Source organism: Moorena producens 3L (assembly GCF_000211815.1).
Classification (GTDB): Bacteria; Cyanobacteriota; Cyanobacteriia; order Cyanobacteriales; family Coleofasciculaceae; genus Moorena; species Moorena producens.
The window spans coordinates 129,643-143,837 of sequence record NZ_GL890930.1; the positions used below are offsets into that span (position 1 = coordinate 129,643).

Below are 14,195 nucleotides of genomic sequence, written 5' to 3' on the forward strand. Positions count from 1 at the left end.
ACCCGATCACCCGATCACCCGATCACCCGATCACCCGATCATCAACTGATCCAAGTTTTCTGATTACTTTACCGATGCTGTAGATGTTGCGATCGCAACTGACCCATATACGGTTATTCCATGCTTTCTCAGGGTTTGGGTGGCTGATTTGACTGTAGCTCCGCTGGTGTAGATATCATCTAGGATTAGTACGGGTGAGGTGCTATGATGTCTGAGAAAGTGTTTACCAATAATAAAGGCATCTGCTAGGTTTTGCGCTCGCTCTTGGACAGATAAACTAAACTGAGGTTGAGTTGCCCGGACTCTTTCTAAACCCAGTGGTGCTTGTTTGTAACCAGTGAATTCACAAAAACTTTGGGCAATTAGCTCTGCCTGGTTGTAACCTCTTTGTCGCTTTTTTGTAGGGTGCATGGGAATGGGAACTACTATTAATTTTTGCTTTTGGCTACGGGTGGCAGAGGATTTTAACCAAGCTTTACCCAGCCAATGGCCCAAGGGATGTGCTAGCTGGGGTTGGTTTTCATATTTCAGGGCAGCAAGTAATCGTTTTAATGGACCACCGTAATTGCCCCAGACAAACACTGGGAGATTTTGATTACATAAAAATTGATTTTTGTCAAGTTGGCAGCGGAGTAACTGCTGCTCGCAATAATCACACAATTCATCAGAGGCAGGTCGCTCACATAGGGGACAGTTCGATTTCAGAAAGAGACTTAATAGACCGTTTTTAAGGGTCTGAATTCCCTGTAACATAATTTTGGGGATTTATTTGGCATGATATTTCTAAAGATGCCAAGACTAACCCTAAGAATCCCTCAGTATTTCTACCGTTTTCTGCTTCTAAGAGCGTGATGCAAAGCATAGGAAGGATTAATAATATCATGTCCAGTTGACGACTTATCATTCTTGGTTGAGAGTCAATTTTTAATTAACGATTTAGGTGAATACGACGTGATTAATGGTAAGAGATATTATGCCTTCAAGATATGATGCCAAAATCCCGGAGGAATAACAGGATTAGGCGGCGATTTGTGGATAATCTTTACTCTCTTGATCTGATTCAACCTTCAGACTATCCCTTGGTGGGCAATGAAGCCTTTAACTTAAGTCAGCTCTGGCAACGGGATTATCCGGTTGTACCTGGCTTTGTGGTGAGTGCAAAGGCATTGTGGGAATTTATCGCAATTTTAGGTGAGTCTGAACCCCTGTTAGCTGATTTACCTTCTTCTTATCTTTACGTAGATGTAGACAATCCTCGCCAGCTACAGCAAGTGGCTCAGCAAATTCGTCACAAAATTCAAGGGGCGACTTTAGGTTCGGTGTTGGCATCAACCCTATCCGAGATAGCAGAAACTACACTCGCCCCAGCAACAATTTTTCACCCTTCCTTATCCATGACATCACCAGGGTCGGGAATTGAGCAGGACACTGGGGAAACTGAAGTGGCAAGATTAGATCAACCCCAGATTTTTTCAACCTTACCAGAGAAAATTTTGGGATCCTATATTTGCCCTAGGCAACCACTCGCAATGGAACTGTCTTTAAAACAGGTTTGGGCAGAACTATTTCGCGCCAGAAGTCTATTTTACTGGCAACGGCATAGTATTGGTCTCCAGCAGCTCAATTTGGCAGTCTTGATACAACCGATGTGGGATGCGATCGCTTCTGGTAAACTCCAGATTAACCAAGCTGAGGGTTACATCCAAGCGACTTGGGGGTTAGGTACTGCATTGGCGAAGGGGGAAGTAGTGCCAGACTATTACCAAATTGAGATCGAAACTGGTATTGTGCTAGCCTCACGACTGGGTCGTAAAACCCGTGCCTATGGGTTGTGTCTGGAACCAGACTCATTATCACTAACCCAGAACACTGTGCAAGCCTATCTACTCAGTGAGGAGCAACAAAAACAGTACACCCTAAAGGATAAATACCTCCAAGAGCTAATTACTATCAGTCAGCGTCTAGTTGCTGATATTAGTCCTACCTTTTCCCTAGAGTGGACACTATGGCAAACCTCAGAAAACTCAGAACCACAGTTACAAATTACGAAATTTAGTGCTCAAACTGGGCAAAAGTGGGATGCTAGCCAGTTGAGGGTTGAACCGTTACATCATGCTTCCAATGTAGCTTACTCTGTTGGTTCTACTACTTCCTACGGCAAGCTGTTTACGTCTGTACAAGTGAGTAGCCGACCCAATGTGCTTGAAGCCTCATCGGACTCCATTGGGAGCAACTCTAGTGAACACACTGTCAACCCATCCATCACGCCTATGCTTGTGAGAGGATTACCCGCAGCACCAGGAAGAGTTAAAGCCACTGCTCATGTGATATCGGGTGAGGGCAAAAACGTCTCAGCAATCCTCTCTGGTAGAATTTTGGTTGCCCAAAGTGTTTCTCCTGACTGGCTACCTGGGCTCAAGCACGTAGCCGCTATTATTACTGAACAAGGAGGGATAACTAGTCATGCTGGGATTATTGCTAGAGAACTTGGTATTCCCTGTGTTGTGGGTGCGGCTGGTATTACCCAAATTGTAGAAACTGGGGAGTCTCTACTCGTGGATGGGGGACAGGGGGAAGTTTATCGGCTAGGAACTAAGCAAGGGTTTCCGGTTGAAAAATTGCATGGCTCAGGATTAAGAGAAAGGGAAGCAAAAGTAAACTTTCAACCTTCTAACTTTCAAAATACTTTCCCCATTGCTACTCAACTATTGGTTAATCTTAGCCAGCGGGACTCCCTAGAAAAAATTGTGGGTTTGCCAGTGGATGGAGTGGGGTTATTGCGTTCAGAACTGATGATGTTGGAGATTTTGAATAATCTGCACCCCAGTCAGTGGCACAGACAGGGCAATGAACATGAGTTGGTAGAACGCTTGGCTCAGTTAATTGTTCAATTTACGGTTACCTTGGCACCACGTCCTGTATTTTATCGCTCCACGGATTGGCGCTCCCATGAATTTCCATCCCTGAGTGGGGATCACCTGGTAACGGAAGCGGAAGTTAACCCGATGCTTGGTCTACGTGGCACTCGTCGCTATCTGAGTGACCCAGCTAGCTTTGATGTAGAACTGGCAGCTTTACAGGAGGTTTATGCTTACGGCTGCAGGAATTTACGGCTGATTTTGCCCTTTGTACGTACTGTGGAAGAGTTTACCTTTTGCCGCCGTCGGGTAGAACAGGTAGGACTTACTGATAATCCTGATTTTCAACTTTGGATTATGGCAGAAGTACCATCTGTGTTGTTTCTGCTACCAGACTATGTTAGAGCAGGTGTTCAAGGAATTTCTATTGGTACTAATGATTTGACGCAACTTTTACTAGGAGCTGATCGGGAACAGAGGCAGTTGGAAACACTGGTGGCAGGGTGCCATCCAGTGGTCAAGCAAGCAATTCAGCAATTAATCGAAATGGCAAAGGAAGCTGGTATTCCTTGCTCAATTTGTGGTCAAGCTACGGTTCAGGATCCGGAACTCATTGATTTGTTGGTGCAGTGGGGAATTACTTCGATTTCTGTTGATGTTAAAGATGTGGAAGGGACTTACCAGGCAATTACTCGTGCTGAGCAACGTTTACTCTTGGAAGCAGCACGAAATAAGTCAAAAGGCTTGGGTGTAAAAGGCCAAGGGGAAAACATATAAATATATAGAAGTTCCCAATTGGATGATGAGATCCAGTCCAGTAGTATCGGTGAACACTACCACGTACCACGGGACAGGATCTGATTTGGTTTATCTGGTCTGACCTAGGTTATAAATCTGAAAACTGCTGTAATTCAATCAGTGAATTATGGTTAGGCTTCTTAGTAATTTGAGTTAATAGTGCTTCATAGCGGTTGAGAGCGTTTTGATAGGCGAAGTGCTTCAGAGCAAATTTTCTACCTTGTTGACCTAGAGATACCCCCTGCTCAGGATTTTCATACAATTCGACAATTGCAGATGCTAAAGCCTGGGGCTGTTGTGGTGGTACCACTACACCGCCACCACTTTTTCGAACAACTCGCGCTGCAGTTCCATTCAAAGGCACAGAAGCAATGATGGGTCGTCCGCAAGCCAATAGCACTTGAATTTTTGAGGGCATATTAAAGGAAACAACGTTACGCTTTTGCACAACTAAACCTATATCTGCTGCTGCCAACATTTCTGGTAACTTCTCTCGGGGTTGGAAAGGTAAAAGCTTGACATTACTAGCCTTGCAAGTCTGACAGTCTTGCTGTAGCTGCTGTAGAGCCTTAGATTCTCCAACAATGACGAAGACAATTTCTGGAATATGCCTGACCAGAGTAGCCGCCTTCACTACTGTTTCCAATCCCTGAGTCAGGGCAATATTACCGGAATACAGTACTACAAACTTGCCATCAAGATGGTAAGCAGTGCGAAACGAATTTCCTTCTTTGGGTAAGGGACGGATAACATTAACATTCGCCCAGTTGGGGATACAGGTAATTTTGTCTTTAGGTACTCCTTTACTGACTAAATTGTCAACGAATCCCTCAGAAATAACACTGATTCTATGAGCAGTGTGGTAGGCAAACTTCTCTAAAGCTTCAAAGATACGGATGGCTAGTTTGTTTCTAATTAGACCAACCTGTACAGCAGCTTCTGGCAAAATATCCTGTAAATTCAGTAATACTGGGCAGTTGTACAACCAACCGAGTAAAGCAGCTGGCACACTAACCGGCAGCGACGGTACTGTCAGCAGAATTACATCAGGTCGCCAGCCCTGGAAAGCCTGAATCAAACTAGTCACCACGAAGCTACCATCCAGTAGTATCCGTGTCACTACACCAGGCTTTGGTCGAATCCAGACATAGGAGCGTTGAATTATTACTCCATTTCTTTCTTCAGTCAGATACCACTTACCCTGATATTTATCATAGATACAGCGCTGGGGATAGTTCGGCATACTAGTGACGACTCGTACTTGATGTCCTGCCTTGACCAAACCTTCTGCTAGTTCCGTCATTAATGGGGCAATGCCTATGGGTTCAGGATGATAATTATAGGAGTAGATTAATATGCGCATGAACGTTATTGGTAGAGCGAGTAGTCTGTCAAGTTAAGATTTGACAGGTGGACAAGCGATGCATCGCTTTTTACAATTCATTGAGAAACACTATATCTAGTTAGTTCTATCTATCAGTTACTTAGCAACTGGTGTCTAATTACCCTACATACTTTACTGTTTGAATTTTCACCTTTAAGAGAAAAATTTAAACTTTACTCATTCAAAGCGTTTGGTTTAATTTTCGACGTTATAGCCTTGATGACTAGATACTCAATCGGCTTTGTCTGTTGATGCTTATGCATTGAACCAACACCGAATATACCAAAAGCTATTACTCTCAATAGAGCAGTAGGTTAGACAGACGCGCTTAGGCGCTCTTATCTCTAAGAATACAGACAGAAAAACTCAATTATTATGACCTTCTTTAGCAGGCAATAATTAGTCCTCAGGCTTAGGATAGCTCCAGCTGATCATTCCCTGTTCTTGGTTCTATTCATATAGGTATCAAAACTATCATACTCACTGGTTGGACTCCTGATGCCATCTTAGCCATCGTCAATTTTATAATATAAATACTTGGTATGCTACCTTCTTGATTATTGATGATAACTCTGGTAAAAATACCATTACATAACGATATAAATTTGCGCTAAATAAAAAAAATGAAGCCAAGATTTATTTAAATAAATTACTCTCTGGATACTTTAAGGGATTAACTGCACTGACCACTAGATTCGTAGGCAGATACATAACCGATGTAAATAGATTCATAAATGGCACTCCTGCTGTAATTTTAGATACTTTTTTAAGTGTTGATGTTTTCATAGCGATGCATCTCTATATTATAAGGGTATATATTTTATATATAGCTATAAATGAGTTGTGAACGCCAAACTAGCTGAAAGTATTATTTCAAGAGGGTGCTTTGTTCAAAAATAAAATGGAAACTCTATAAGACCATAGGAAAAAATTGATTCGAGCTATGTTACCATGCCCCACTACCTGTTTTTCTAAAGGAACTACCGGAAAGCTTATCAGAAACAGCTATTAATTTTCAATTATATAATTTTAAAGATTATGTTAATCAAATGTGAAAATGTAAAATTCTTATAACACTCTATCGAGAAATCTGAAATCCCTTACCTACCTAGGAGCTAGTTTTGGTAAATAATGTGGAAACCCCCATCAGCTAGTGCATCAAGATAGGGGGCTATAAACATGGATTTGGAATCAGGCTATCAAGGAAAGGGGTCTCCTAACTATCTTGACTTAAGTGGTTAGCCCAAAATAAAAAATCAGTAAAGACTTTGTGAAGAAATTTGTGAAGAAATGGTAAAGAAAAGGGAAGATAAGACCCAGGCTTACAAAAATAAGCGTCCGCAACAGCACGGTGCTTAGTCCAACGAATAAGCGCGAAGCAACCGGATTGGTCAGCAGGGGATATTCACCACACTCTGTACTCAGCACTCCTTCATGACTAAGTTTGGTAAACCAGAGGAATTCAGAACCATAAAATCTTACCCAATTCCCCCTAAAGTAAAGTAAAAGCCCACTTTTGGGTAAGATGTTTGATGGTTTTTGGTGATGATGTGTCATGCCACGATGGTTTTGGGAACGCTGTAATCAAGAACGGTAGGGATGGGTAAACCGGGGATGGGACAATGGCGGACAAACCACGAAAACTCTTAAGCTTACACCTCATTGGCTGATCGCTTTATCTATATACCATGTTCCGAGAGTCAGTGAACTTCTGCTATGGTCAAAGCCCCAATTCCTCACTCCTACCAGTGGCTAAAACTTTACGAAATCTTGACAGTTATAGTGTGTTAACTCATGTGGAATTCGACTTACATTCAAGAAGAGAAGAATGATGTGAATCTTTGCTGTTAACCCTGATACAGTGTACTATCAATTCCTATACAAATAGATGAGTTACCAAGTTCCGGTCAAAGTTCCCTTCGTTTCACTAGCTCAACAACACCGACCTATTCAAACTGAGCTAGACCAGGCAATTCAATCTGTAGTGCAGCAGGGAGATTTTGTTCTTGGTAAAGCCTTGATGAATTTTGAGACAGCATTTGCGGCTGCTTGTGGTGTCCAATACGGTATCGGGGTGGGATCTGGCACCGATGCGATCGCACTCGGATTACAAGCCTGTGGCATTAGTGCTGGGGATGAAGTGATTTGTCCTGCTAACACTTTTATCGCTACAGTGATTGGGATCATAGCTGCTGGTGCTACGCCAATTTTGGTGGATTGCAACCCCCTTACTGCCCTAATTGATCTCAATATTGCCAAACAAGCCATTACAGCCAAAACCAAGGCAATTGTCCCTGTGCACCTTTACGGTCAGATGGTATCCCCGAGTGAGTTAATCGCATTTGCTGATGCCCACAACTTACTGATTTTTGAAGACGCAGCACAAGCTCACTTAGCACAGCGAGAGGATTATTATGCTGGTTCTGTGGGCAAGGCGGCAGCATTTAGTTTCTACCCCAGTAAAAACTTGGGTGCCTTTGGTAACGGTGGCATGGTAATCACTAATGATGCTACTGTGGCAGAAAAAGTGCGATCGCTTCGCAATTACGGGGCACCTCGCAAATATTTTCATACCGATATCGGCAAAAATAGCCGTTTAGACACGTTACAAGCTGCTATCCTCAATGTCAAACTGCCTTATTTGACTGAGTGGAACCAGTCACGCTACTGGGCAGCTGGGCAGTACGACAATCTACTCAAGGCTTTGGAAGGTCACGGGATTGTGCCCATAGAAAACCACAGCGGGTCAGGTCATGTCTACCACCTTTATGTGATTAGGGTGGGTCAACAATGTCCCTTTAACCGACAGAGCATCCAGGATGCTCTGGCCTCAGTGGGAATTCAAACCGGTATTCATTATCCAATTCCTTGCCATCTCCAGCCAGCTTACAAATACTTGGGATATCAAGCCGGTGACTTTCCCCATGCCGAAGCTCTGTGCAATGAGATTTTATCTCTACCAATTTATCCCAACTTGAGCAAGGAGCAGATTGAGCAGGTTGTTGATGGGTTAGCTAATTTATTAGGCGTGCTTGAGCCATTAGTTATTAATCATTAAACTATGCAAATTGGACGCAAAATTCCTATTGCCATTGATCGCTATCTACTGGACGGTTGTATCATCGTTTTACTAGTCATTATTTATGGTCCTGTGCTGATGCATTGGTATAATGGCTGGCTCAACAAAAGTATCAGCATTACCCATGAATACTTTAGCCATGGTTTGATTGGGCTACCGTTTGCTGCCCATATTGTCTGGACGAACCGACGACGGTGGCATAAGCTGACTGATACAGCCCATCCCTTTGGTGTAGTCTTACTGATAATTGGAGCAGTAAGCTATCTTAGCGGTCAATCAGAACTGGTAAATTTATCGTTTCCCATGGTTTTAGCTGGTATGAGCCTATGGTTAAAAGGGATTGGTGGCTTTAAGCTACAAAGTTTTCCCCTGCTGCTAGTGGCTTTGGCAACTCCAACAGCAGTTCCCTATTTGATTGAACCTTATATCTTGCCCCTACAACGCTTTATTGCTGCCATGGCTGCCTTTATTCTGACTCAGTTTGGGATGAATGTCAGACTGGAAGGGATTAACTTGTTCGTAAGTGAACGAATTGTTGAGGTAGCGCCCCACTGTGCTGGTCTTAAGATGTTATTTACTTGCCTGTATGTGAGTTTGATGTTGCTTTACTGGAGCGGTGCTATTGAGTCACGCCTAAAGACTATTTGGCTGTTATCTGGTGCGGTGGTTATAAGTGTTAGTGCTAATATTGTCCGCAATAGTGTGCTTACCTTTTTCCATGGCAGTGGACAAGATAACGCATTTCATTGGCTCCATGAAAGCTGGGGCGGTGACCTCTATTCAGCCATGATGTTAGTGATGCTGGTTCTATTAATGAAGTTCATTGAAAAATACTTTCCCTCAGACACCAAACTTGACTCCCTTGGCTAACAATGAAGATTAAACGTTATAGTTTTTAATTGGGTGAGGTACACAATTTTGGGATTTTAGGGAACAGCGGATCTGGGAACAGGGAATAGGGAAAAAAATTATGTGTACCTCATAAGTCTGATAAAGGCTATAGAATGATGAAATCAGTAAGTTTAATAAAGTTAATCCAGCCCTGGCAAATCTCCAGGGGAGTCTTACTGGTGTTGCTGTTAGTCTTGGTAATAATGGGAGCAGTACCGGGTTACTGGACAGGAAACTGGCCTTGGGCAAAACTGCCACCAGTGACTAACCTCCAAAAGATAAAAGCTATCCGCAAGACAGGAATAGAACTATCTGACTGGCAAACTGTTAAGCAACAAACCATCAGGATTGGCGGCCATAAATGGTCTTTGCAGTTCATAGAGCAGGATCAACAAAAACCAGTGTGGTTATTTTTGCTTCCCCAAAATGGTCCTAAATCCCAGCCACAGGTAGAATGGGAAGATATTAGCGGATTTATGAGACAAAGATCGGGACAATGGAAGATCGATTCTTATAGCCAAATCAAGTTTGTGGTCAACACATCTGATGTTGAGGGGAAGACCCAGGCTGATCCGACCATCACAACCAAGCCCAAAAGCCACCCCAAAAGTGTTGTTAACGCCCGTTTCTTTCGTGCCTGGAATCAGCGGCAAACCTTCGCGATAGTACAATGGTATGCCTGGCCAGAGGGTGGTAATCCTGCTCCTAGCCGTTGGTTCTGGGTTGATCAACTGGCCCAGTTACATCGCAAACGGGTGCCTTGGGTTGCGGTGAATATCCAAATTCCCATAGAACCTTTGGGTGATATTGAAAATTCTAGGCCAATAGCCGAATCTCTCAGTAAAATGATTCAAACTGCTTTGATGAGCGATCCTTTGGCTGAGGAAGCTAGTAGTATACAAAGTATGAAGGATCAACAATCAAAGATGAAGGCTCAAGGATGAAGGATGAAGAATGAAGGATTCAAGATGAAGGCTCAAGGATGAGGGATCAAGGATAAAGGATGAAATGGATTTATTGCTGGAACACTTAGGGTTGACTAAAAAGTTTATCCACAACTAGAAGTTAAACGTCAGACTTGCCACTTCAGACTTGCCACTTCAGACTTGCCACTTCAGACTTATCATTTTAGACTTGCCACTTCAGACTTGAGATTTCAGACTTGAGATTATATTTGACCATTGGAACATGACAACTGACACCCACAGGTTTGGCAACCAAGTTCTTACTTTATCTTTGTTTGGGGGTACCGTATTATTATGGCTGGTTAGTTCTGGAGTCTGGCTTAGCCCTGGTTGGGCTAAGCTTGTCGGAAATTTACCGACATCGGTGCAAAATCTTGGGGATGGGATTAGCGATCGCGCTCAGTTGCCTACGTTTAGTTCCATGGAACGGGAAACAACGGAAACTGTTGAATCAGGGGAAAGGGAAAGGACTGAACTGGAAACCCCTGAGACCACCCCTGAGACCACTCCTGAGACCATAAAGGTAACGGAAACGTTGCCACCGCCACCACCGTTGAGCAACCCTGAACCGGTCTCAGAGGAGAATCCATTGGAACAGTTGGAGGAAATGTTACCTCCTTTGGGCTACCCAGAGACTCTGTCACAGGTGAGTCCATCTGATGAATTTAATCGCCACTACCTAGGGCGAGAAGATGTAATCGCAGTGAGTGTGACAAACTTTCCGAATCTGGCTTTTCAAAGTGCTATTGATTCTGACGGAAATATTGTGGTACCGCTGTTCGGTAAGCTACGAGTGGTGGGACTTACTCTAGAGGCGGCTCAAGATTTAATTCAAAAGGTCTTAAATGAATTTGTGATTGATCCTGAAGTAGTTGTGAGCCTACTGAGTACACCGGCTGTTCAGATTACGGTGAGTGGTGAGGTGTTTCGACCAGGCTATTACCCCCTGCCAGCAGGAACTCAACCGAATCAAGCCCTTACTGCTGCGGGTGGTACGACTACCATTGCTGATTTGCGGACTATTTTGATTCGTCGTAAGTCGGTGGTGAATAATTCTATCATTGAGCGAGAAATTGACTTGCTGACACCGCTGCAAAATGGGACAACTCCATCGGAATTGAACCTCCGGGATGGGGATGCTATTATTGTGCGAAAGTTGGAGGTGGGTAATACTACCGATTATGATAGGCAGCTGGTAGCTCGTTCTAACCTAGCTCAACAACAAATCAGCGTTCGAGTGTTGAGCTATCCTAATGGGACGATTGGCAACTTGACATTAGCTAATGGTAGTACGTTTATTGATGCCTTAACAGCAATTTCTCCTAACCCAGATGATGCTGACTTGGATAGCATTGCCTTAATTCGTTTTGATCCAGAACAGGGCAAAGCGGTGACTCAAAAACTAGACGGAGAAAAGCTACTAAAGGGTGATGTTTCCCAAAACGTGCCACTTCAAGATGAAGATGTGATCGTGGTGGGTCGAAGTCTTGTTGCTAAGATTTCTGCCGCTCTGAGTCTAGTGACTCGACCCTTCAACGATTTTCTGGGATTCCGGAGGTTTTTTGAGGAAATACCAGAACTGTTTTGATAAGGTTTGGGTATGACAGGAGCAGAAATCCATGGTACCTCTCCCCTGGTGTGTTAGCTTTTCCATCGACAGCACGAAAATCTCCGGATACCTTAATGAATGGACAGAAAACTCCACTACCTGTCTCGGTTTGTAACTGGTGCTCAGAGTCCCTGTTGACTCAGCGGTAAAAATAGGAATAGGCTACAGGATTTTTCTATGACTGCTGCCTTAACAATAGCGGAAACAACTTATGACTCCCCCTTTTGTCACACGTTACCTGATTGCTCTCAATCAGCATAAGTTAATCGGCTTTGCCACGTTTTTCCTGATTACTGGCATATCCGGGATTGTGGCTATACAGCCAACGCCACCTCCGATTTACCGAGCTGAAGGTCGCTTGATATATACCACTCCTGTGAAAGTATTTTCCCAGACAGGGGTACAGATTTCAGAACAAGGTAAACAAGTGCTGACACAGGGAACGCTGCTGGCAGACAATGTGGTGAAGGAAGTAGCAGCTGGGATGCAAGTCAGCTCCAAAGACATTGTTAAAAATACACAGGTGAAATTGCCAAAAGCAGAAGGAGCACAATTTATTTCGGTAATCTATAGGGATAAGAATAAGGAAATTTCTGCAGCCATCGTTGACATGCTGATGAAGAAAATGGTGGAACAGAGCCGTTTTATCAACACATCACAACTAAGACGGATTATTGAAGTGATAGAAGAACGTTTACCTAAGGCGGAGGCGGAACTAAGGGAAGCGGAACAAAAACTGGAACAGTATGACCGCCTACAAGGACCAGCTTTATTTGCTGCTCAAGATGGGACGTTAGTGGGTGGAATTACTGGTAGCCAACAGCAACAACGTAGTCTCGAGATACAGCTAGAGGGGGTTGAGGCTCAATATTCTAGCCTAATCGAACGGCTAGGTTTGACCCCTGACCAAGCTTACACGTCTTCTGCCCTTAGTGCTGACCCGATTATTGCTAGTCTGCGAGCTCAGATTCTGGATACTGAGACACAGATGGAACTGCTCAAGGGGCAGTTGCGTCCGCAACATCCAACTATGATTGAGTTGCGCAAACAGCAACAGACTTATGAGACCTTACTTCAGGCACGTGCGGCTGAAGTTCTCGGTGGTAATGGGTTTACCTCTCCATTGCCCAGTCAAATCCGCCAAGACAGTACCCTGGACCCAGCACGGCAGGCACTGGCTAATCAGTTGGTAGCTCTGCAAACCCAGCGGGAATCACTTCAACGGCAGTTGGCAGCTACCCAAAGAACGGAAAAAGAACTAAGACAGCAATATCAGCAGCTGCCCAATAAGCAGCTGGAGCGAGGGCGACTGGCTCAGCAAGTTGCTTTTAAGCAGGAATTTTACAATCGGTTGCAGGCGGCATTAGCAGATAGCAAAATAGCAGAGGCGGAGACTGAGAGTAGTCTTGCGATCGCTGGGATTTCAGAACCGAGAGCACTTCAGGCCCAGACAGAAAGTAATCCGATCGTTACTTTGGCAATAGGTGGTGTAATCGGTATTGTTGTAGGTGCTGGTGTGATTCTGCTGCTATCAACCCTGGATAATACTTTATACACGCCAGAGGATGTTAAGCCCATACTTCGGGACAATGGTGTGCCATTACTGGGGGATTTACCGACAATCGGCCTCAAGTCCTACCGGGGTGAAGCTGCGATAATAACCCAACCAGAGGCTTTGGAGTTGGAGTTCTACGAACGGTTCCGCACTAATCTTCGTCTGCGGGAGGAACCTGCGGTAAAAGTGGTGTTGGTGACTAGTACGGCAGGGAATGAAGGAAAGACGATCGTGGCTTACAATTTAGCGATCGCATCTGCCCAAGCCGGTATGCGTACTCTGTTGGTAGAAGGGGATTTGCGATCGCATTCTGTAGCTCAAGCTCAAGAAGTGATTCACCTGATGGACGCTCCACTGGAACCTTTGCGCTTCTATGGCTCTAAGAGTGAATGTATTCATTTAGCCCAAGATTTTGAAAATCTCTACATTCTCCCTAGTCTTGGGCCCCTGCGCAAAGCTGCGGGGATCCTAGAATCGAGTGAAATGAAGCATTTGCTGGAAGATGCTCGTGGTCGCTTTGATTTTGTTGTAGTTGATTCGCCTAGTCTCTCCCGTTGTAATGATGCCCTATTACTACAACCATTTACTGATGGGATTGTGTTAGTTACTCGACCAGGCTATACCCAGGGAAGTATTTTATCTCAGGTAATCGAAGAGTTAGATGAAAACGAGGTACTGTTGGGAGCAGTTATCAACGATATCAAGCAGCTACAACCCCCTGTTCCGGTGGATACTGGGAGGGGGTATTCAGCGGTAGATACTCCTGTGGCTCAAACCCCAGCAGAGAACCATAAAGTTACTAGTGGAGTAGGGAGTAGGGACTAGGGAGTCGGGAATCGGGAGTCGGGAATCGGGAGTCGGGAAAGATAGGGAAGTGTGGGAGGTGTGGGAGGTGTGGGAGGTGTGGGGAATTTAGAAGTTAGAAGTTAGAAGTTAGAAGTTAGAATTTAGAATTTAGAATTTAGAATCGAGAATGGGCGAATTTAGTAGGGAGTAGGGAGTAGCTCACTTGGGTAGGTTTTTTACATTTGGGTCAAACCCACCCCCAACCCCTGA

At 44.2% G+C, this 14,195-nt stretch carries 8 protein-coding genes; 6 read left to right on the forward strand and 2 right to left on the reverse strand.

What is annotated here, in order from left to right; translation table 11 throughout:
* Positions 1-63: 63 nt before the first annotated feature.
* Positions 64-753: a ComF family protein gene (locus tag LYNGBM3L_RS17215; RefSeq protein ID WP_008185817.1), complete on the reverse strand. Its 690-nt coding sequence runs from the start codon at positions 751-753 to the stop codon at positions 64-66.
* A gap of 278 nt (positions 754-1,031) precedes the next feature.
* Between LYNGBM3L_RS17215 and LYNGBM3L_RS17220 the strand changes: the two genes are divergently transcribed.
* A complete protein-coding gene (locus LYNGBM3L_RS17220; RefSeq protein ID WP_008185818.1) occupies positions 1,032-3,635 on the forward strand; it encodes a putative PEP-binding protein in 2,604 nt (867 codons plus the stop codon).
* A 109-nt stretch (positions 3,636-3,744) separates the two neighbouring features.
* Here LYNGBM3L_RS17220 and LYNGBM3L_RS17225 read toward each other — a convergent pair whose 3' ends face one another.
* Positions 3,745-5,019 carry a glycosyltransferase family 4 protein gene (locus tag LYNGBM3L_RS17225; RefSeq protein WP_008185819.1) on the reverse strand — a complete coding sequence of 425 codons (1,275 nt, stop codon included), beginning with the start codon at positions 5,017-5,019 and terminating at the stop codon, positions 3,745-3,747.
* A 1,909-nt stretch (positions 5,020-6,928) separates the two neighbouring features.
* Between LYNGBM3L_RS17225 and LYNGBM3L_RS17230 the strand changes: the two genes are divergently transcribed.
* The 5 genes from LYNGBM3L_RS17230 to LYNGBM3L_RS17250 all read left to right on the forward strand — a co-directional run bounded on the left by LYNGBM3L_RS17230 (position 6,929) and on the right by LYNGBM3L_RS17250 (position 13,964).
* Complete coding sequence (locus tag LYNGBM3L_RS17230) at positions 6,929-8,098, forward strand: DegT/DnrJ/EryC1/StrS family aminotransferase (RefSeq protein ID WP_008185820.1); 1,170 nt, start codon at positions 6,929-6,931, stop codon at positions 8,096-8,098.
* Between the two features lie 3 nt (positions 8,099-8,101).
* Positions 8,102-8,989 carry a cyanoexosortase B gene (gene crtB / locus LYNGBM3L_RS17235; RefSeq protein ID WP_008185821.1) on the forward strand — a complete coding sequence of 296 codons (888 nt, stop codon included), beginning with the start codon at positions 8,102-8,104 and terminating at the stop codon, positions 8,987-8,989.
* A gap of 134 nt (positions 8,990-9,123) precedes the next feature.
* Positions 9,124-9,954 carry a cyanoexosortase B system-associated protein gene (locus tag LYNGBM3L_RS17240; RefSeq protein ID WP_044493607.1) on the forward strand — a complete coding sequence of 277 codons (831 nt, stop codon included), beginning with the start codon at positions 9,124-9,126 and terminating at the stop codon, positions 9,952-9,954.
* Between the two features lie 244 nt (positions 9,955-10,198).
* Positions 10,199-11,563: a polysaccharide biosynthesis/export family protein gene (locus LYNGBM3L_RS17245; RefSeq protein ID WP_008185823.1), complete on the forward strand. Its 1,365-nt coding sequence runs from the start codon at positions 10,199-10,201 to the stop codon at positions 11,561-11,563.
* A 232-nt stretch (positions 11,564-11,795) separates the two neighbouring features.
* Positions 11,796-13,964: a GumC family protein gene (locus tag LYNGBM3L_RS17250; RefSeq protein ID WP_008185824.1), complete on the forward strand. Its 2,169-nt coding sequence runs from the start codon at positions 11,796-11,798 to the stop codon at positions 13,962-13,964.
* Positions 13,965-14,195 lie beyond the last annotated feature (231 nt).

Coding starts and splice junctions, on each gene's coding strand:
- LYNGBM3L_RS17215 (WP_008185817.1), bottom strand. CDS start 753: ATGTTACAGGGAATTCAGACCCTTAAAAACGGTCTATTAAGTCTCTTT.
- LYNGBM3L_RS17225 (WP_008185819.1), bottom strand. CDS start 5,019: ATGCGCATATTAATCTACTCCTATAATTATCATCCTGAACCCATAGGC.
- LYNGBM3L_RS17230 (WP_008185820.1), top strand. CDS start 6,929: ATGAGTTACCAAGTTCCGGTCAAAGTTCCCTTCGTTTCACTAGCTCAA.
- crtB (WP_008185821.1), top strand. CDS start 8,102: ATGCAAATTGGACGCAAAATTCCTATTGCCATTGATCGCTATCTACTG.
- LYNGBM3L_RS17240 (WP_044493607.1), top strand. CDS start 9,124: ATGATGAAATCAGTAAGTTTAATAAAGTTAATCCAGCCCTGGCAAATC.
- LYNGBM3L_RS17245 (WP_008185823.1), top strand. CDS start 10,199: ATGACAACTGACACCCACAGGTTTGGCAACCAAGTTCTTACTTTATCT.
- LYNGBM3L_RS17250 (WP_008185824.1), top strand. CDS start 11,796: ATGACTCCCCCTTTTGTCACACGTTACCTGATTGCTCTCAATCAGCAT.